Here is a 20543-nt window from a genome sequence, read left to right as displayed (position 1 = left end):
TTAAGGTTGTATAAAATTCCTGAAATTATTAATCGCTACCTCTTTCGCTCTCAGGTCATGCATCATATTGTACAGGCCGAAAAACGTCCGGTTAAGATAAATGAAATGCCTGGAACCCCGGTTGGTATTCATTCCTTTCATATCGCTGATTTTGGAATAGCGCTGGCCCAGATCCGCAATTTCGCGGAAGAATCCTTCATCGGCAAAATCGAATGTCTCCTGATTAAAAGGCCGGGTAAAAAGTTCCAGCAGTTCATAAAACAGTTTGGCAAAAAACTCTTTTTCCTGAGCCGTGTCTTCTTCACGAAGAATCTCCAGGGCAAACAGCTTTTCTCTGAAAATTTCAGGATTTTTCAGGTTCTCTTCTTTAGCAAGCTCAAAGTACGGCACATAAAAATCCTCCGGGATCTCTTTGATACAGCCGAAATCAATAACAGCAAGCTGGCCGTTATCCGAGATCAGAAAATTGCCCGGATGCGGATCGGCATGTACTTTTTTCAGGATATGCATCTGATACATGTAGAAATCCCACAGGGTTTGTCCTATCTTATTCAGTTCGTCCTGGGTATTCTGTTTTTTGGTAAATTCCGAAAAGTGGATCCCGGACATCCAGTCCATCGTGATGATCTTTTCACAGGAGTATTCCGGATAATACTGAGGGAACTTCACATTCGGAAGGTGGCTGCAAGCTGCTGCAAAATGCTGGCTGCGTTTCAGTTCCAGATTATAATCGGTTTCTTCAAACAATTTATCCTCCACTTCCTGGAAATACGACTCCGAACCTTCTCTTTTGATGTTGAACATCTTCATGGCAATGGGCTTTACCATCTTCAGGTCACTGGAAATGCTTTCCCTAACGCCGGGATACTGGATTTTCACCGCCAGGTTTTTATGGTCTTTTGTTGCTTTATGAACCTGTCCGATGCTTGCTGCATTTACAGATTCCGCAGAAAATGTATCAAAAATTTCTTCCGGATTCTTCCCGAAATATTTCCTGAAGGTTTTCTTTACCAAAGCCCCGGATAATGGCGGAACCGAAAATTGGGACAATGAAAATTTCTCAACATATTCGACCGGAAGGATGTTCTTTTCCATGCTCAGCATCTGGGCAACCTTCAATGCGGAACCTTTCAGTTCCTTTAATGAATCGTAAATGTCTGCCGCATTATCTTCATTCAGGATTTTGCGGGCTTCCTCTTCATCTTTCGTTATTTTGTTCCCGTAATATTTCAGGTAATTGACTCCGACTTTTGCGCCTGCTTTCAGAAGACTGCCAGTCCGTTCAATTTTCCCTGTCGGGATCTTATCTAATGTTTTCATTTTTAAATTTTGTTTGTTTTAATGCAAAGTCCGCAGAAATTTATTCAGTATGCGGTCTATATAGTTTGCAAAGACGCTCCAACAGGCTCAGCATAAACTTTTCACCGAAGTATTAACTTCAATTTTCTAAACTTATTCAAAGCCATTAGCAACCTATTTGAATTTTTCTTTCCAGAGAAATTTTCCGAGGTCGATTACTTTGCGTAACGGCTCATTTTCAATTAATTCAAAACCGGTATCAATGGTTTTTTCGATAAAAATATCGGTCTTTTCGAAATCCGGCGACGTATCTTTTTTCCAGAAATCGATGGCAGAAACCAGATGCAGCCAAAGGATCTCCTGCCGGGATTTTTCATTGAATCTTGTGATATCCTGTTTGGCTTTTTCGACCATTTCCCATTCGTTAAAATCCAGGGTAGCAATAAACTGCCGGTGGGTTTCCCTTAAATTCTGAAGGGCTTTTATGCTCTGCGGCTTTGTATTTCCCAGAATAGACAATACCAGTGAACGATTCATCGTAAGATTCTCAAAGAAAATGAAATAAACATTCAGCAGTATTTCCTTAGTTGCTATTTCAGGCGCTGCATTGACTTCTGAAGCCAGCTCCAGCGATTTTCTGAATAAATGATCCAGCATTTCTTTTTCAATCTGGTCGAATCCGGAGAAGAAATGGTAAAATTCTTTTTCTTCAAATCCGTTTTCTTTTGAGAAAAGGTATACATTTTTCGGACGTTCCCCATGATTAAGGAGATAATCACCGTAAACTTCAAATATTTTTTCCTTTGTGAGAGGTGTGTGTTCTTGCATAATAGAATTTATTTATGAACAAATTTAGTAATTTATTTTATCTTCAATAAAAATAAAGTATACATTTGTACTATATAAACGATTTAATTTTTGAATTATGTTGAAGATACAAGCAGAATCAAACATCCCTACCGATTTCGGCCTATTCCGTGTTTACGCATTTTCAGAATACGAAGAAGATTGGAACCCGCATCTGGTCTGGGTTGCTGAGAATACGGATTTCAGTAAAACGGTTAATGTTCGTTTTCATTCGGAATGCATTACGGGTGAAGTATTCCATTCCAGAAAATGCGAATGTGGGCAACAGCTTGATGCCGCCATGAATTATATGTCGGAAAACGGTGGAATCATTATTTACCTCCGTCAGGAAGGACGGAACATCGGCATTATAAATAAACTCAGGGCTTATGCATTGCAGGAAAAAGGTTTTGATACGGTAGAAGCCAATCTTCAACTCGGACTGCCGGCAGACGGGCGGAATTTTGATGTCGCCATTGAAATGCTTAACCTGCTGAATGTAAAGGCAATCAACCTGCTGACCAACAATCCGGAAAAGCTGAAATCATTAGAAAACAGCGGGATCGCGCTGCACCAGAGAATTCCTCTGGAGATAGAATCGAATGAGGCCAATGAAAGCTATCTCAGTAAAAAGAAAGATTATTTCGGGCATCTGCTGGAAAAGGTATAATTTTCTCATTAGCTGAAAAGGAATTCGGATGACGACTTTAATTTGAGTGCAACTAAAAAGTTATCAGAGCAAGCGACAATAAGACTAAAATACCATTATTTAATGGATTTAATGTAATTTGAAAATCTGCCAGCTGAGTCATTGTCACTGAATTTCACTCAATCAAATCCAAATTTTATGAAAAAAATTCTGCTTACCGGGGCTACCGGCTATATCGGAAAAAGGATGATCAATGTAATCGCTGCCCAGGGTTACCAGGTCATATGCTGCTGCAGGGATGCCGGCCGTTTTTCCAAAAGTGTGGATATTGCCGACGCACAGATCGAGGTCGTGGAAGTAGATTTTCTGAAGCCTGAAACCCTGGAAAATATTCCAAAAGATATTTCCGGAGCGTATTACCTGATGCATTCTATGAGCAACAGCAACGACTATGCAGACTCCGAAAAGCAATGCGCTGTTAACTTCTCCAAATTCATCGAAAAAACAGACTGTGAGCACATCATCTATCTTTCCGGGCTGGTGAATGAAAAACAGCTCTCGGAGCACCTGAGCTCGCGTTTTGAAGTGGAAAAAATCTTAATGGAATGCAAAGTTCCGGCGACCGTATTGAGGGCAGGAATTATTATCGGCTCGGGAAGTGCTTCATTTGAGATCATCAGGGATCTGGTGGAAAAGCTTCCGGTGATGGTTGCACCGAAATGGCTTCACACCAAATGCCAGCCGATCGGTATTGCCAACGTGCTGGATTTTCTGATCTTCACCTTATTTAAAAAACAGGCTTATCAAAGAAACTTCGACATAGGCTGCGATAATGTGCTTACCTATAAAGAAATGCTGCTGGAATTTGCAAGGATCCGCGGACTGAAGAGGACAATTATTACGGTACCGGTAATGACGCCGAAATTGTCTTCCTATTGGCTGTATTTCATCACTTCCACTTCGTATAACCTTGCCAGAGCATTGGTAGGCAGCATGAAAATTGAAGTGATCTGCAGACCGGAAAGCCTGAAAGAAATTAAGGAAATTACAGGTGTGCAGCCATTTTCCTATGATACGGCAATCCGCAGGACACTGGCAAAGATACAGGATAACGAGATCGCATCAAGCTGGAAAGACAGCTTCATCAGCAGCCGTAGCGATTCCAGCCTGAAGGACTATCTGGATGTCCCGAAATACGGGTGTTTTACGGATCTCCGCTCAGCAGCGTATGACGACCGTGAGAAATGCCTTGACCGGGTTTTTGCGTTAGGCGGAACCAACGGATGGTATGGGCAGAGTCTTTGGAAAATACGTGGTTTCCTGGATATCCTGGTTGGTGGACCGGGACTGCGAAGAGGCCGTACAAGTTCCACCCAACTGCATGAAGGCGATGCCCTGGATTTCTGGCGTGTATTGTACGCCAACAAAAAGGAAGGCAAGCTGATTTTATTTGCCGAAATGAAGCTTCCCGGTGAGGCGTGGCTGATGTTTAATGTACATAAAGGCAAGCTCTGGCAGAAGGCGGTTTTTCGTCCGCACGGGCTCAGCGGAAGGCTTTACTGGTATTCGGTTTTGCCATTTCATGGCATCATTTTTAAAGGGAATGGTAAGAAAGCTTGCAAACCCGCAGAAGCATCATTAAATTCCCAGTCTATTCTCCTATAAAAATTTAATGTTTTATCATTATATTTTTATTTTTATCACCCATATTAAATTTTTGTTCAATTTATTAATACCATATTATTAAATTTCCTATATATTTAACATTTATTTTAAATTAAAGCACTTTTATACCACAATAACAATATTATTACCTGACTATCAAATAATTACGACACTAACAAAAATTATTTTACGGCTATTATTTAGGATACAGGTCAAAAAGTACCTTATAAGTACCTGAAAATAAAATATTCACTATCAATTGTTTACTATAAATCACCATGTAAAGAATAAATAACATCTATTTTGTACCGTTTTTTGTAATAAAAAATTTGTTACATTTGCTTTAGAGTAATAAAAAAGCGTACATCACGTTTTACTTATTCCAGAAATTTGATTGTAAAAACATTAAAAACGGCTTATGAAAAAAATAGTTCTACTCTTTACGTGCCTGTTTGGAATTTCAGCTTTCGCACAGATTAAAGTGCTGAAGAATGAAACCCTGGTGGAAATCGGTAAAGACAATTCAGTAGGTTTATATAAAAAAGACGACCGATTCACAGTTAATTACCAAGACCTGAATACGGCAAACCTGAATACCTTCCGATCTTTTTCTTTCCAAAACCTGAACAAAGACGTATCAGGTCTTTATGAACTGATTGCCAACGGATTTATCGACACTCCGGAGAGCAATATTGTTCTCGAACTTCCGAATGATATTATCGAACTGCATTTTGAAAAAAATTACGGTACACCAACCGTACAGTTCATCCAGTATATCAACAAAAACAGGAAGTATGTAGGAAAATCCCAGTTCCTGAATAAAAAGCAGATTGATAAAATCTTCGGAAAAACAAGCGGTAAAGCAGCGTTGTATGAAAAACCGGCTACCACGAATACTATTCATAATATGAATACCCAACAGGGTGCAGGCCAGGCTTCTTCAGCAGCCCCGGTTTCCAGCGACAACAGGAAGCCAAGAAAATAAATCAAACATTTTGAAATATTAATTAACTCATTCATGCGAATGAGTTTTTTTATTTTATTTTTGCAAAAAGATCGTTACGAAACTATGTCTCTTCAAATAAATAATTTAACCAAAAAATTCGGTGAGCAGAACGCACTCAACCAGATTAATATTTCTATCGACAACAATGAAATCATCGGGCTTCTGGGGCCAAACGGAGCCGGAAAATCCACATTAATGAAATCGATTGTCGGTGCGCTGAAAATTGATGAAGGCGAAATTATTTTTAACGGACAGAACATTACCGATCATGAGATCGACAGCAAAAAGAAAATCGGTTTCCTTCCGGAAAACAATCCGCTGTATCTGGAAATGTATGTGAAGGAATATCTACAGTTCGTTGCCAATATTCATAAGATTCCGGAATCACGAGTGGATGAGGTCATCGAACTTGTAGGCATTACCCCGGAGAAATCAAAGAAAATCGGACAGCTTTCCAAAGGGTACAAACAAAGGGTCGGATTGGCACAGGCTATTATCCACCAGCCGGATCTTTTAATTTTAGACGAGCCCACCAACGGTCTAGATCCCAATCAGATCATTGAAATCAGGAATGTGGTAAAAGAAATCGGCCAGCAGAAAACGGTATTGCTTTCGACGCACATCATGCAGGAAGTGGAAGCCCTTTGCTCGCGCGTGATCCTGATCCATAAAGGAAACATTCTCCAGGACTGCCCGATCGGCGAATTCAAAGGAAAGTTTGAAAGCCTTGAAGAAGCTTTTGCGAGTTATACAGCTTAAAATGAGTTCAGCATTTTCCATTTATTTCAATCTAGCATTTGCTATTTTTTCTCCAATTGTAATTCATTCCCAAATAAGTAAGCAGGAGATAATAAAGGAAGTTAATAGTATAGAAGATCAATCCAATCCCAGCAGAGAAATTATAGAAGCATTTCAACCAGGACATTCTACTATTGAAAGTGAAATATTTACAGTTGACAAATCAGTAAATGATAAAACCACTGAAATTGTTGCTCTAAGTTATTATTATCGCTTTTATCCCGATAATTATTATAAAACTGTTATTTATTTTAAAAAAAATATCCCGATTGCGGTTTTAAAAGAAAAGAAAATAACATTAACATCAGCCCACGATGAGGGAGTTAGTAAAATACTGACATCTTCAGTAAAATATTACGTCTACAATTGGGAAGAATGGAAATATGAAAAAGAAATTATAAAAGATGGCGGTCTGTTGCTGGAGAATAATATTGATAAAAAAGAAATTGAAGACATTATATTAAAAAATAAAGAATAAACCTAATGATAATCTACAAAATTATGTAGTCGAACATCATAAAAAAACCGCCCGAAAATTTCCGGGCGGTTTTTTTACGCATTAAAAGTAGTTCCTCCTTTTACAATAGATCCAGCTATTTTCTGACATTTAAATTCTGACTTGATAAGTTTTATCTTGATCAAATCTGTACTCTCTACTTACTTTTAAAAAGCAGGTTTTCTGGATATGATTTCCGTAGTCTTTATATTTTCCGCGATTTCATTCTTAATTAAAAGTCTGTAAAGGTTTGTCAGCTGAAAAATCAGAATAAGATTGATGATCATGATTTCATAATAGCTGACCGACTTTTTCTTATGAGCTTTATTGCTGATCTGAAGGAATACGAAAATAAGAAAACAAATCACCAGAATTACAATAAAGAACGGAATGATTTTAAGCATTTTAAAAATATCAATATATAAATTAAGCATTGTTTTCCTGCTTTTCTTCCATTACGACAGAAGTTCCCATATTTTTCTTTTGCACCTGTTCCAACAGCTGCAGTCCGAGAAGCCCGCTGATCCCGCCGTTTGCGGCATCACCGTTTCCGCCGATCAAAACTTCCGGCATAATTCTTACGTTCTGGTTGGCGATATTTTCCATGATTTTTAACTGGGTGAAGTTATTTCCGCCCATCGCTTCCACGGATAGCTTATACGATTCGGCGTTGGATTTACCGATAGCCAGGATCTTCTCTGCTTCTGCATTACCGGTGAGTGAAATCTGCTCCGCGCTTGCTTTGGCCAGCAATTCTATTTTTTCGGCTTCGGCTTTAGCGAGCAGTCTGGTCTTTTCCGCTTCCCCGGTGGCCAGTAGCTTCAGCCTGTCCCCTTCCGCAGTCGCCTGCAGCCTTACGGAATTGGCGTCTCCGGTTGCTTTTTTCACGGATGCATCGGCAATTCTTTCCGCAATCACGACTCCTTGGTCGGCTTTTACAATTTCTTTCTGCATATCGGCCACAGCCGTTTCCTTTTCCAGGGCCTGGCGGGTTTCCTGGGCAAGCATTTCGGTTTCGTAGGTGATCTTCTGCTCTTCAGCCAGCTTACGGTCGGTCAAGGTCTTCATTAAACTTTCCGGAGGAACGATGGCTCCGATCAGGGTATCCACGGCATTTACATTGTACTGCTCCAATACGCTGCTGATATGGTCTTTGGCGGATTGCTGTCTTTCTTTACGGCTTCCGAGAAAAGCAATGACGTCGCTGTCCTGCGCCGAATTCCTGAAATAGTTTCCAATCGTCGGTTCCAGCACCTGGCTTACGAGATTGATCATATTTCCGAAGCGTGCGATAACTTTCGGTGCTTCATAAGTCGGAATATGAATGATCTGTGAAACATCCAGGTTGAAAGGGAAACCGTCTTTACTCCGTACCGTAATGGTCGAAAGGTTTTTATCGAGTTGGTGGGATTCACTTCTTTCGTAGGCCCAGTTTAAAACCAGATTGGTGGTCGGAACCAGCTCCACTTTCATGATATATGGATTGATCGGATATTTTCCGGGGCCGATCGGTTCTGCCCAGACTCCTTTATGTCCTTTCTCTACAATATTTCCGTGCTTGAAATCCACACCGCTTAAATCTTTGCCGTCTTCTCCCACGTAGCTGATGATCACTCCTACATGCCCGATCGGAATTTCCGTCATTTTTACCATCTCTACTTTGGTAAACCATGGGTTGAGAAAATAAGAGCCCGCCAGGATCACCTGTTCCTGAAGTCCTTTATAGCCTCCGCTGTTCAAGAAAGTATCCACATCCTGAAATTTATTGTGCCCATTAATGATCTTTCCGGCAATCTGGCCTTCTTCCAGCGGACTTCCTTCCATCGTGGTAATAATTCCTACCGCATTATCGGGGATCTGCGTCATCTCTGTGAGTTCAATTTCAAACAACAATGTATTAATCCTGTAAGATCCCGGAGCAATAATGGCGGTTTGCCGGCCTTTCGGCCTCCGTTTTTCAGAAAGGCTTCGGCATCCTGAAAAGAATCACAGTCTACTTTTCTTCCTAAGATCCTTCCGGTTTCCAGCTCCACTCCGTCTTTTGCCAGAAGCAGTCCTATTTTCCCGGTCGGGATCACTGTAAACGGCTGAAAATCGATAGAATACTGCCAGATCCATTTGCCGAAATAAACTCCGGGAGCCAGGGTCTGCGCCTGGAAACCCGCTTCACCATTGGTCGCGATAATCCTGCCTTCCGGAAGTTCCTGTTTGCCGACGAGCACAAATTTTTTGGTAACCAGCCCGATCCTATCCTGGGGGACAATAACGAGTCCGAAGAAAATTCTTAAAATAAATTTGTAAAAAATAACGCACAACAAGGCGATAACAGCCGGAATCATCCAGCCATGAAAACTTAATTCCATAGTTTTTGTTTTTGATTAAAATTTGAAAACGGGAGATGTGCCCTGTTTTTTCAGAAATGGAAAACAGAGTACGAATTATATACTAATTCTTTCGAAAAATTAAGACGTTGCCGGTGGAGATGTATTAAAAATCGTGAAGGTGATTTCTGATACTTTTAATAGAAAAAACTTAAAGTTAATTAGTTTCATTTTGATAATAAAGGAACGAGATCCTTTTGTGGTACAAATGTACGTAAGAAAAATATTCACTTGCTTCAAAAAGTTTAATTATTTTTTAAAACACCCTATAAATCACTGAAAATCAAATCAATTATTTTTACCAGCAGCTTACAAATTATTTTAAAGTTGATCCATAAAAGTGAAATCTGAACAGGAAAATCGTTAAAAATTGCGGTGTTGGCTTTAAATTTGATCGGATTTTACCCATAATCATTAAGCATAAGAAAATGATCAGAAAAATTGCCCTTAGTGTTTTTTGTATAGCACAGTTTTCGCTGATGCAGGCCAATACAAAAGTTGATGAAACCTCGATCTCAAAAATAAATTACCAGAAAGAAAAAGTTCCGAAATCAGTCATTATTAAAACTAAAAAATTTAAAATTAAGATTGACCAGCAACCGAATGGGAATTACCTGTACTAATCGTGGGGAGTGAATGGAAAAGTTACATCCAAGCCAAACATGATTATTTCAAACGGTGAGCTGATTCCCGATGGAACAGGTGGAAATTATTACTATGAATTCAGTAACAATGGCTATACTTACCAGATCTGGAGAAATTATCTAACAGATTCTGCTAAAAAAGCACCCTATACACTCTTCGTAACAGATCAAAATGGTAAGACGGTCGTTAATCAAAGCGGTTATGTTGTGAAAAACTAACATTAAAAACTATATATAGATTCCTAGCTTTGAGCTGGGAATTTTTTATTTAGATCAATAGTGAATTTTACTGCTCAAGCCAATAGTGAAGTTCTAGCATAAAATAAATTCACAAGCGAAGCGGATGACCACTCACCATTCATCGCTCTATTGTCAATAGTGAATTTTGCTTCGCAAGTCAATGGTCAATCTTTTAACACCAAACAATTAACAAGCAAAGCGGATTGACCACTCACCATTCACCTTTAATGCATTACTATCATTTGCTGAACAGAGTGCCCTTGCGAACGGAAAATATGCGGAATATTGCACAAGAAGACTTTGCGTCCCCTTGCGTTAGAAATTCCACAAAATTAGACACAAAAAAATTCACAAGCGAAGCGGATTGACCACTCACCATTCACCGCTATATTGTCAATGGTGAATTTGCTGTCGCAAGTCAATGGTCAATCTTTTAACACCAAAAAATTGACAAGCGAAGCGGATTGACCATTCACCATTCACCATTCACCTCAAACAATACGTTCTTCCTTTTTTACTTCGGTGTAAAACCGGCTTTCATCGAAGCTGTCTTTTGCAGCCTGGTAACCGATGTTGAAAATCTGTTCCAGACGGTCTTTTCTTCTTTCAAAAGTGCCGTAAGTAGAGAGTTCCTGAGATGAAATAAACCAGTCGCAGTGATCGAATTTTATCTTTTCGATGCGATAAGAAAGTAAGTCGTAGGAACGGGAAACGATGGCTTTGATGGATTTCAGATCACTGATCTTAATATCATGCGGCGGCGACACAAAAACACCGATCAGCTTATCGCAGTCTTTCCGGATGATATCTGCCGGAAAATTGTTCAGCACACCGCCGTCGCAGTACATTTCATCGTCAATGATATAAGGGGTCGTTACTCCCGGAATAGAACACGAAGCAATAATGGCATCTACAATTTTAAAATTACTGTCGAAAATCTTTTCAGTGCCGCCGACCAGTTCCGTAGCGACAATTTTTACCTCTTTATCCAGATCTTCCAATTTCATCTCCCCGAAAACAGGATTCAGGTAATTCCTGAAGATCACCGATGAAACCAACCCGGGCTGGTTGAACGCAAAGTGTTTCCAGTTGAAAAAATAGATCGATTTGAAGAATTCCAGAATTTCTTCCGGCTTTTTACCGATGGCATAGAGACACCCTACGATAGAACCGGCGCTGCAGCAGGACAGCACATCGATCGTAATATTTTTCTCGGCTAAGAATTTTAAAACCCCGGCATGCGCAATCCCTTTGGTTCCGCCGCCGGATAACACAAGTCCTATTTTCTCAGAATTCATGGATTAAATATAAGAAAACATAACAAAATAATGGGTCATCTTTTTCCAGATCCGGTGATTTTGCCATTTTTTTAACACAAATAAAAATTAGATTAATATGGGTTGAAAGGCGGGAAGAAGGATGTTGGATGCCGGAAGTTTTTTAAGGTTTGAGTATTATTTGTTCTCAAAGGTCTTCATAAACTCAGCATAACACACTGCTCAGCAATCTTATTCTAAGGTATTAAAAAAGCCCGGAAATTCCGGGCTTAAGTATTTGAAAATATTATTCTAATTATTAATATACTTTTCAAAGATTCTTGAAAAATCTTTCTGGTTATATTTATCGAAACTGGTGGTGTTCCAGGCGAAAATATATTCGTTGATGGCTCTTAATTCCTGGCTTTTCGAAACATTTTCCTGCTTTCCGGAAGCCACCGAAGTAATGGCTTTCTGGATGCTGTCGTTGGAAAAGTTCAGCAGCGAATGGTTGTGGTGAACTTCCTGCTGAATTGCCAGCAATGTTTTGTACAGGTCTTTCAGTTGATCGATCTGGCCTTTCGCCACACTGATCATCATCGGAACATTCCCGATATTGAATGAAATCTCGACATCCAGGTCGATGGTTCCTGCCGTCTGTAAGGCGATGTTGGAAAATGGAAACTGATAATATTCGTATCTCTTCAGAACCCTTTTCTTATCCAAAGCGCTTGCGCCGTCAATGTGGATCAAAGCCCGGTTGGTAAAACAGTATTCATCTCTTCTGGATTTGATCAGGAAGAAAATTTTCTCGTTGTCTTCAGACAGGATATAATCGTCAGAATCTACCTTGTCATAATCCTGAGAAGAAATAATTTTTCCGATATCTCCCAGTCCCAAAGCTTCCGCAGCCAGTTTTTTAAACATCGATTGTTGTATTTAATTATTAGTTTATGTATTGATTAAATGTGGATCACTTCACCGTAAGCAGCTGCTGCAGCTTCCATAATCGCTTCGGAAACCGTCGGGTGCGGGTGGATGGATTTGATGATTTCGTGACCAGTCGTTTCAAGCTTTCTTGCCACAACCGCTTCTGCTACCATATCGGTAACCCCTTCTCCGATCATGTGACAGCCTAACCATTCACCGTATTTCGCATCGAAAATTACTTTGATGAAACCATCGGTATTTCCGTTCGCCGTCGCTTTTCCGCTGGCAGAAAGCGGGAACTTTCCTACCTTGATCTCGTAGCCTTTTTCTTTAGCCTGCTTTTCGGTAAGACCTACAGAAGCAACTTCAGGGTGACAGTACGTACATCCCGGGATATTGCCGTAATCGATTTTTTCCACGTGCATTCCCTTGATTTTCTCTACACAGGTAATTCCTTCTGCAGAAGCAACGTGTGCCAGAGCCTGAGTCGGGATGATGTCTCCGATCGCGTAGTAACCCGGAACTGAAGTTTCATACCATTCGTTTACCAATACTCTTCCTTTATCCGTCTGGATGCCTACTTCTTCCAAACCGATGTTCTCGATGTTGGCAGCAATTCCTACGGCAGAAAGTAAAATATCCGCTTCCAGGGTAATGTTCCCTTTCGCTGTTTTTACCGTAGCTTTTACGCCTTCACCGCTGGTATCCACGCTTTCTACTGAAGCATTGGTCATGATCTCGATGCCTGTTTTTTTAAGGGACTTTTCAAGGTGCTTGGAGATTTCTTCATCTTCTACCGGAACGATGTTCGGCATGAATTCAACAACAGTAACTTTTGTTCCCATCGTGTTATAGAAATCGGCAAATTCTACCCCGATCGCTCCTGAACCTACAACGATCATTGATTTCGGCTGCTCCGGAAGAGACAAAGCCTGTCGGTAACCGATTACTTTTTTACCGTCCTGCGGAAGGTTCGGCAATTCTCTTGAACGTGCACCGGTTGCAATGATGATGTTCGTTCCTGTATATTCGGTTGTTTTTCCTTCCTTATCGGTAACGGAAACTTTTTTACCTTTCTGAACTTTTGCCGTTCCCATGATCACATCGATCTTATTTTTCTTCATCAGGAACTCAATCCCTTTGCTCATTTTGTTGGCTACCCCACGGCTTCTCTGGATCACGTTCGGGAATTCGAAGCTTCCTTCCACTTTATTCAGTCCGTAATCTTCAGCGTGGTTGATATAATGAAAAACCTGCGCAGATTTTAACAAAGCTTTTGTCGGAATACATCCCCAGTTCAGGCAGATCCCTCCTAAGTTTTCCTTCTCGATAATGGCAGTTTTGAAACCCAATTGTGCTGCTCTGATCGCTGTAACATATCCACCAGGACCACTTCCGATGACAATAATATCGTAGTTCATTATAATAAAAATTTTTATGCGAATTTAAGGAAAAATATCGGAAGTGCTGCATTCCTCAAAAATTGATATGCGGTGAAATTTAAGGATGATTTTTAAAGGAAATGAGGTGCTTTTATTGCTAACAGCGACAGCTATTTCAAATAAATAAATCTTAACTGGAAATGATACAAAAAAGCCCGTATCAAAATGATGAAACGGACTTTTTATTTATTTTCGTTAAAACTATTATGTTATTTTGCGCTTCTCAGCAAACGTTTTTCATTGGCATATCTTTCATTAAGCGCCCTTAACTGGTCTCTTTTCATTTTCTTTGTGGCCAACGGATGATTCAGGATAAGCTTTCTCTCTCTGTTGTACCTTTGTGCCAGCTCCTGAGATTTACTGCTGACCAGCTGGCCTTTCGAAGGATGTGGCGGCGCAGGCGGACGTCTTTGTCCGTAAACATTCATTGATAATCCGAGCAAAATAACGGTCGATATTAAAAACTTTTTCATGATATGTACTTTTTACGAATGATTTTAATGTAATTTGTCATTCATTATCCTCATTCAATTATGAGAAAATGCTTACAGATATCGTACAATAATTTTAGAACTATTTAATTTCTATATTCTGTTTCAGCGGAAGATTCTTTGAGGAATTCCCAACCAAAATCCGGTATGTCCCTTTTTCAACCGTCCAGTTCATATTTTCGTCCAAAAATTTCAGTTCTTTCACCGGGACTTCAATGGAAATTTGTTTTGATTCTCCAGGTTTTAAATGCACCTTCTGAAAACCTTTCAGTTCAATAATAGGTCTTGAAACCGAAGCCAGCAGGTCTTTCACATACAGCTGTACCACTTCACTTCCTAATTTTGAGCCTGTATTTTTTACGTTGACTTTAGCAATGATCGTATCGTTGGCAGAATAGGCTGACTGATTTAATTCAAGCCCGGAAATTTCAAAAGTGCTATAGCTTAACCCGAATCCGAACGGATATAACGGTTCGCCGCTCAGGTCATAATAATCGTTTCCTCTACCGGTCGGATGATGGTTGTAGGATAAAGGCAGCTGCCCCTCTTCCACCGGGAAAGTAACCGGTAATTTTCCCGACGGGTTTTCTGCTCCGAACAACACTTTCGCTACGGCATTTCCTCCCTCTTCCCCCGGATACCAGACGTCGAGAATGGCCCCGACCTCATCTTTCCAATCCGTTGTTTTTATGGCAGAGCCACCTACCAAAACTACGGCAACCGGTTTGTTTAATGTTGAAACTTCATGAATGAATGGTTCCTGGTTTCCCGGAAGGCTTAAAGACGACCGGTCCTGAAACTCACCTTCGTGAATTCCGGCGGTTACGATGATGTAATCTGCTTCCTGCGCCAGTTTTAAGGCATCGTTATAATCTTTACGGTAATCGTTCAGTCCGTAATTCCAGATCAGCTCGATGTTGGCTTCTCCCCTGTTTTCATGGAATTCCACAGCCACATCATATTTCTGACCTTTAATAAAATCGAGATCTACGGTTTTGGTGGAATAACTCAGCTTTTCCCAATTGTCGATCATTAATTTTCCGTTGAGATAAAGCCTGAACCCGTCGTTTCCGCGAAGACCTAACTGGTATTTTCCGGATTCCGGTGCCTGTAATTTTCCGGTCCACCGGACACTGTAATCGTCAGGCTGCAGCTTTTCAGGATTTGGCGAGTATAAAGTCCACCTGAAATTCAGCTGTTCGTCCTGTCTTTCAAAAGCGGGAGTTCCTTTTACATCCGAATTGGCAAAATAAGTTCCTTTCAGCCCTTTCTGATTTCCGGAAGATAAAAATTCAGCGGGAACGGTTACATACTTTTTCAGGTTCCAGTCGATCCCTTTTGAATAGGTAATTTCAATATTCTTATTTTTTACAAAATTCCGGATTCCTTCGAGGATGCTTACCTTTTTATTTCCCGGCCCTGAGTAACCACCCAGTCTTGCATCAGCTGCATCGGTTCCCACTACCAATATCCTTTTTACATTTTCCGGAACAGGTAGCGTATGATTCTGATTTTGAAGCAGGACAAAAGATTCGACGGCTGCTTTTTCCGCCAGGGGCTTATGGTTGATTTTCTTTAAAGCTTCAATGTCCTTTTCGGAAACGTACGGGTTTTCAAAAAGTCCGAGTTCAAATTTTGCCCTCAGTACCCTGGCCACCGCATCGTCGATTCTTTCTTTTGAAATCCGTCCGTCCAGGAAAGGCGGGATGAAAAGCTGGTAATGCTTATATTCGGTCTGAAAAATGACATCCAGCCCGGCATTGATGGCCTGTGCCGAGGCATCGTCATAATCCTTCGCCGTAAAATGCAGTACATTGGCTCCGCCGACAGCACTGGCATCGCTAATCACGAAGCCTTTAAAATTCCAGTCTTTTTTTAATTTTTCCGTCAGCAGCCAATGGTTTGCGGTCGAAGGCCTGCCGTCCAGCAGATTGTACGAAGTCATTACCGAACGGCTTTTCCCCTGATGAAAGGCTTTTTCAAAAGGAACCAAGTGCGTTTCCTCCAGGTATCTTTTGCTCCAGTGGATCGGATATGAATCGCGGCCGCCTTCGCCGACGTTTGCCAAAAAGTGTTTCGGCGTGGTGATAATTCCCATATTCTCAAAGGAGCTGACGAAACTAACGCCCATAACCGAAGTCAGGAAAGGATCTTCGCCATACGTCTCCTCGGTCCTTCCCCAACGGACATCGCTCGCCAGATTCACCACCGGGGTTAAAATCTGCCGGATCCCTCTCAATTTTGATTCTCTGGCAATGGCTGTTGAAACCTGCTTCATCAATTCAGGATTAAACGTCGCGGCAAGGCCGATGGCCTGCGGGAAAGCCGTGGCACCTTCCCGCACCAGTCCGTGCAGCGCTTCATCAAACGGAATGACCGGAATTCCCAATCTTGATTCTTCGACAAAATATTTCTGGATGGCATTGATTTTTTTGGTCAGCTTTTCCGCATCCTCATTCGCATTGTACGTGAGCATCTGCCCGGCCGCACCGCCGCCCTGGTTTCCGGCACTTACCTGAAGCCCGAAAATCCCATGAGCGTACTGGCCTTTCGGAACATTATCAAGATCGCCGGGAATCATGAAACACTGCCAGAACTTTTCTTCAGGCGTCATTCTTTTCAGCAGATCCTGCACCCTGACTTCTACAGGCTGTTTCGGATCTTTATACAACGGTTTCTGGGCAGATATAAAAACGGAACCCAATAATGTAATTCCAATGAATGTAAAATTTAATTTCATTATTGAACGATTTGGATAACGGTTGCAAATTTTAATCCGGCTCTCTGTTCCGGTAACTGAACATCAATGGAATTTCCTGTTTTCTTCCACTGAATTTTTCCTGGCAGTCCCAATACTTTCAATGATTTTGGCTTATAATTTTCAGGAATGGTGAAGTGTAAGGTTGAAGGAGATTTGTATTCTGTTTGTTCATCCAAGTGGAAAACATTCACCGTTTTTCCGTCTTTACTTTTTGTATAGTAAAAGTTTCCGTCATGATAAGGAGCGATGCTTCGCGTTGCAAAAACCGCCGATTGGTTTTTATCCATCCATCCGGAAATTTCCTTTAACCTTTCATACACCACAGCATCGTAATCCCCATTGGGACCGGGAGCGATGTTCATCAGGTAATTTCCACCCCTGGAAATGATTTTCACCAGGGTTTCTATGATTTTCTGGGAGGATTTGTAGTTGTCGTTCGGCACATAGGAAAACGAATCACCCATCGTAATGCAGCTTTCCCACGGAATATCCAGTGCTTTTTCCGGAACGGCCTGCTCCGGCGTTACATAATTTTCCCATTTCCCGGCAACGGTACGGTCTACAACAATGATTCCGGGCTGATTTTTCCGCGCCATGGTTCCTATCTTATCCATATCGATGTCCTGTTCTACTTTAATGGTCCGCTGCCACTCTACTTTCGGATCGATGGTGTTAAAGGGGCGCACCCAGCCTCCGTCCAGCCAAAGGATGTCGATTTTTCCGTACTTGGAAGTGATTTCATTCAGCTGGTTAAAAGTAAATTTTTTGAAATTCTCCCATCTTCCGGGATATTTTTTGGGATCATAATTCACATTCCGGTCTTTCGGAGGGAAGTAAGACCACCAATAGTCGTTGGAATGCCAGTCCGGTTTAGAGAAATAGGCCCCGATTTTAAAGCCTTCGTTTCTGAAGGTATTGAATATTTCCTTCGTTACATCCGCCTTCGGGTTTTTAGAAAAGGGCGTTTGAGGAGAAGTAATTTTATAATCAGACTGTTGGGTATCGAACATGGCAAAACCGTCATGGTGTTTGGTGGTAAATACCACATATTTCATTCCCGCTTTTTTTGCGGCATCTGCCCATTTCTGCGGATTAAATTGGGTAGGGTTAAACGTCGTCTGAAGATTTTCGTAGTTTTTTACATATTCGTAATAGGATTTGCCATGCTCCAGCTTGCGCTGGGTCCAGGATTCATCTTCCGGGCAGAGGCTCCAGCTTTCCACAATTCCCCACTGGCTGTACGTTCCCCAGTGCATGAAAAGCCCGAATTTCAGATCCTGCCAGTTTTCAAGATTCTGAGCTACCAAGGGATCGGTAGGTTTCTGATACCCTTCGGAGACGTTGTGGGCCTGGGAAAAAAAAGCAGATGAAATAAGTAATGACGAGAGAAATAGTGTTTTCGTTTTCGGTCTGATGAACATTAAGTTTAGTTTTTGCTAATTTAATCATCATTTGAGGAATGGACAAACGATTTTTCCAATACCTGATTAAAGATCATTGACCTATTAGGAATTCAATACCTGAGCCACATGAGATTCAGACCCAAGCTTTGAGATATTTTAGAGCACATCAGAAAAAATCATAGATTTTTATTGAAATTTAATTTTCCACCTGTTTTGTCTCTGAACACTTTAAACTTTCAATTCTTGCAGGAATCTAATCGCGGATCTTCATACTTATCGCTAAAACTATATTTAGATCCCTAAAGGGATGACAAACGTTGCGCTAAAAGTTTAATCTTTGATTTTATACTTCCTAATTTAAAGGAATAGAGAGTATCGGTGGCTGAGAGACTTGAAGCCACGTTATCATCTGTGAAAATCTGCGCGATCCGTGGGAGATTTTTCACTTACAAACACACATCAATATCGCATGCTAAACATTGCCATCTACCGTAAATCTTATCCGCTATAATTCAAAATTTTACAATACATTTGGAAGGTATTTATTAACTGATCGTACATTTATGCAGGAACTCATTCATTTCATTAAAACAGGAGCAGACCAGCTTCATGGAGATGATCTGCCTTTTGTAATCTCCAAATTCCATCCGAAAACACTCCAAAAAAAACAGCTGTTGCTGAAACGCGGACAGATTGCAGACCGGTATTATTTCCTCAAAAGCGGGGCACTGCGTTTCATTTACGGGGATGATCGGGAACTGACGGCCTGGATTGTGCTGCCCGGAGAATTCTTCACGGAAATTTCCAGTTTCAGACCCCAGCAGCCGACCCGCTTCAATATAGAAGCTGTTGAAGAAACCGAATTGTATTACATCGAAAGAAAAGACATGGAAATGCTGTACCGCCAGCTGCCGGCCTGGCAGGAATTCGGGAGGAAAACCTGGGAATCCATGGCCATGCGGATGATTGATGAGATTATCCGTTTCCAGACCCTGACCGTGGAAGAACGCTATCTTGAATTTTTGCAGCAGCCGGACTTTATGCAGCGCGTATCGGTGAAACAGCTGGCTTCTTATCTGGGTATTACCCCCAATGCCCTTAGCCGGATCCGGAAAAATATCCACTGATCTAAAAATCTACCAAATGGTAGTTTCAGGCGGGACGATAATTCATAGTTTTGATAATCAAACATCATTAGAATTATGAAAAATATCATTTTGGTTGCCGGAGCTACCGGAAGCCTTGGCGAAAAGATCTGCCGGGAACTGCTGTCAAGAGGTGCAAATGTAAGAGCCCTGGTCCGCACCGGAAGCAAGCCGGAGAAAATAAAAGTATTGCGGGATGCAGGCATCGAAATCTTTAGTGCGGATTATAACGATGCTTCCCAACTTACCACAGCCTGTTCCGGGGTATCCTGCGTGGTATCCGCACTGGCAGGACTGCATGAAGTGATCGTGGAAGCACAGTCTCAGCTGCTAGATGCCGCCGTAGACGCCGGTATTCCCCGGTTTATCCCTTCCGATTTCTGTACCGACTACACCCAACTTCCAGAAGACTGCAACCGCAATTTCGATCTGCGCAAAACATTCAGCCGGATAGCAGAAAACCGGCCCATCAGATTAACGTCTGTTTTCAACGGGGCTTTTTCCTATGTTTTACGTTTCGGGATTCCGCTTCTCAACCAAAAAGACCAAAGCATTGCTTATTACGAAGGCAAAACCGATTGGAAGATCGATTTTACTTCCCTTGAAGATACCGCTGCCTTTACCGCAGCCGCTGCGCTCGATGATTCGGCCCCGAGATTCCTGTGTATTGCCGGATTCCGGGCCAGCCCTGAAGATTTTGTAGCGTTGAGCGAAAAGGTATTCGGTACACCTTTCCGGCTGGAGCATAACGGAACGCTGGATCAGTTTAAAGAAACGATTGAAAAGGTGAGAAAAGCGCATCCTGAAGGGGAACATGAGTTATATCCGGCCTGGCAGCAGATGCAGTATCTCTACAGCATGTTTGCCGCCCATCATCAAGAGCTGGATAATGACCGGTATCCGGATCTTTCCTGGCAGACTGCTGAGGAAACTTTACGATAATCCTTTCAGTTCATCCTGAAGCTGTCCAGGAAATATAAGAGCGTCTGAATTTAAGGTTCTGCTTAGCTATTTTTTAACCCAAAGTTTGCTATGCCTGATGCATAATAAAAGGAAGCAAAGAATGGATCAGCAAGCTGATCTGACGAAGC

General features: G+C 41.4%; 20 protein-coding genes. 9 read left to right on the top strand and 11 right to left on the bottom strand.

From position 1 onward, the window contains the following. Both QE422_RS09635 and QE422_RS09630 read right to left on the bottom strand, forming a co-directional pair. Positions 1–1320 carry an AarF/ABC1/UbiB kinase family protein gene (locus tag QE422_RS09635; RefSeq protein WP_307457342.1) on the bottom strand — a complete coding sequence of 440 codons (1320 nt, stop codon included), beginning with the start codon at positions 1318–1320 and terminating at the stop codon, positions 1–3. Positions 1321–1473: 153 nt separating this feature from the next. Further along, on the bottom strand, positions 1474–2127 hold the full coding sequence (locus tag QE422_RS09630; protein WP_307457339.1) for a TetR/AcrR family transcriptional regulator: 654 nt from the start codon (positions 2125–2127) through the stop codon (positions 1474–1476). Between the two features lie 97 nt (positions 2128–2224). On the opposite strand from QE422_RS09630, the gene ribA reads away from it, so the two are divergent. The 5 genes from ribA (at position 2225) to QE422_RS09605 (ending at position 6741) form a co-directional block, all read left to right on the top strand. Continuing rightward, positions 2225–2815 (top strand): GTP cyclohydrolase II, encoded by a 591-nt coding sequence (ribA, locus tag QE422_RS09625; protein ID WP_307457337.1) that lies wholly within the window; start codon positions 2225–2227, stop codon positions 2813–2815. Positions 2816–2992: 177 nt separating this feature from the next. Further along, a complete protein-coding gene (locus tag QE422_RS09620) occupies positions 2993–4459 on the top strand; it encodes an SDR family oxidoreductase (RefSeq protein ID WP_307457333.1) in 1467 nt (488 codons plus the stop codon). 418 nt (positions 4460–4877) lie between these two features. Continuing rightward, positions 4878–5444, top strand: coding sequence for a hypothetical protein (locus QE422_RS09615; protein ID WP_307457329.1), 567 nt, complete (start codon positions 4878–4880; stop codon positions 5442–5444). An 84-nt stretch (positions 5445–5528) separates the two neighbouring features. After that, positions 5529–6224: an ABC transporter ATP-binding protein gene (locus tag QE422_RS09610; RefSeq protein WP_307457326.1), complete on the top strand. Its 696-nt coding sequence runs from the start codon at positions 5529–5531 to the stop codon at positions 6222–6224. Position 6225: 1 nt separating this feature from the next. Then, entirely contained in the window at positions 6226–6741 is a 516-nt protein-coding gene (locus tag QE422_RS09605) for a hypothetical protein (protein ID WP_307457323.1), read from the top strand. 185 nt (positions 6742–6926) lie between these two features. Here QE422_RS09605 and QE422_RS09600 read toward each other — a convergent pair whose 3' ends face one another. Genes QE422_RS09600 through QE422_RS09590 form a run of 3 tightly spaced genes read right to left on the bottom strand, consistent with a single transcriptional unit; the run spans position 6927 to position 9122 of the window. Then, positions 6927–7193 carry a hypothetical protein gene (locus QE422_RS09600; RefSeq protein ID WP_307457320.1) on the bottom strand — a complete coding sequence of 89 codons (267 nt, stop codon included), beginning with the start codon at positions 7191–7193 and terminating at the stop codon, positions 6927–6929. Beyond that, positions 7186–8625 carry an SPFH domain-containing protein gene (locus tag QE422_RS09595; protein WP_307457317.1) on the bottom strand — a complete coding sequence of 480 codons (1440 nt, stop codon included), beginning with the start codon at positions 8623–8625 and terminating at the stop codon, positions 7186–7188. Before QE422_RS09595 ends, QE422_RS09600 begins: the two co-directional genes overlap by 8 nt. Next, a complete protein-coding gene (locus tag QE422_RS09590; protein ID WP_307457314.1) occupies positions 8622–9122 on the bottom strand; it encodes a hypothetical protein in 501 nt (166 codons plus the stop codon). Before QE422_RS09590 ends, QE422_RS09595 begins: the two co-directional genes overlap by 4 nt. 446 nt (positions 9123–9568) lie before the next feature. On the opposite strand from QE422_RS09590, the gene QE422_RS09585 reads away from it, so the two are divergent. Continuing rightward, positions 9569–9763, top strand: coding sequence for a hypothetical protein (locus tag QE422_RS09585; protein ID WP_307457311.1), 195 nt, complete (start codon positions 9569–9571; stop codon positions 9761–9763). A gap of 9 nt (positions 9764–9772) precedes the next feature. Next, on the top strand, positions 9773–10003 hold the full coding sequence (locus tag QE422_RS09580) for a hypothetical protein (protein WP_307457308.1): 231 nt from the start codon (positions 9773–9775) through the stop codon (positions 10001–10003). Positions 10004–10515: 512 nt separating this feature from the next. On the opposite strand, the gene QE422_RS09575 is transcribed toward QE422_RS09580, so the two are convergent. The 6 genes from QE422_RS09575 to QE422_RS09550 form a co-directional block, all read right to left on the bottom strand. Then, positions 10516–11322, bottom strand: a complete 807-nt coding sequence (locus tag QE422_RS09575) for a patatin-like phospholipase family protein (protein WP_307457305.1) — start codon at positions 11320–11322, stop codon at positions 10516–10518. Between the two features lie 270 nt (positions 11323–11592). Beyond that, the gene (locus QE422_RS09570; RefSeq protein WP_307457302.1) at positions 11593–12207 is read right to left on the bottom strand and encodes a PH domain-containing protein; all 615 of its coding nucleotides are present in this window, start codon (positions 12205–12207) and stop codon (positions 11593–11595) included. Between the two features lie 35 nt (positions 12208–12242). After that, complete coding sequence (gene lpdA, locus QE422_RS09565; protein ID WP_307457299.1) at positions 12243–13631, bottom strand: dihydrolipoyl dehydrogenase; 1389 nt, start codon at positions 13629–13631, stop codon at positions 12243–12245. 230 nt (positions 13632–13861) lie between these two features. Beyond that, complete coding sequence (locus QE422_RS09560; RefSeq protein WP_307457297.1) at positions 13862–14125, bottom strand: hypothetical protein; 264 nt, start codon at positions 14123–14125, stop codon at positions 13862–13864. Between the two features lie 100 nt (positions 14126–14225). Further along, on the bottom strand, positions 14226–16883 hold the full coding sequence (locus QE422_RS09555; RefSeq protein ID WP_307457294.1) for a beta-glucosidase: 2658 nt from the start codon (positions 16881–16883) through the stop codon (positions 14226–14228). Next, complete coding sequence (locus tag QE422_RS09550; protein WP_307457292.1) at positions 16883–18325, bottom strand: alpha-L-fucosidase; 1443 nt, start codon at positions 18323–18325, stop codon at positions 16883–16885. Before QE422_RS09550 ends, QE422_RS09555 begins: the two co-directional genes overlap by 1 nt. 545 nt (positions 18326–18870) lie before the next feature. Between QE422_RS09550 and QE422_RS09545 the strand changes: the two genes are divergently transcribed. Together QE422_RS09545 and QE422_RS09540 are read left to right on the top strand one after the other, a co-directional pair. Then, entirely contained in the window at positions 18871–19434 is a 564-nt protein-coding gene (locus QE422_RS09545) for a Crp/Fnr family transcriptional regulator (protein WP_307457289.1), read from the top strand. A 75-nt stretch (positions 19435–19509) separates the two neighbouring features. Further along, positions 19510–20394: an NmrA family NAD(P)-binding protein gene (locus tag QE422_RS09540; protein WP_307457287.1), complete on the top strand. Its 885-nt coding sequence runs from the start codon at positions 19510–19512 to the stop codon at positions 20392–20394. Positions 20395–20543 lie beyond the last annotated feature (149 nt).

This window comes from Chryseobacterium sp. SORGH_AS_0447 (assembly GCF_030818695.1).
In the GTDB taxonomy this organism is placed as follows: domain Bacteria; phylum Bacteroidota; class Bacteroidia; order Flavobacteriales; family Weeksellaceae; genus Chryseobacterium.
Note: the sequence above shows the minus strand (reverse complement) of the source record. Positions and strands in the feature narration are given on the sequence as shown.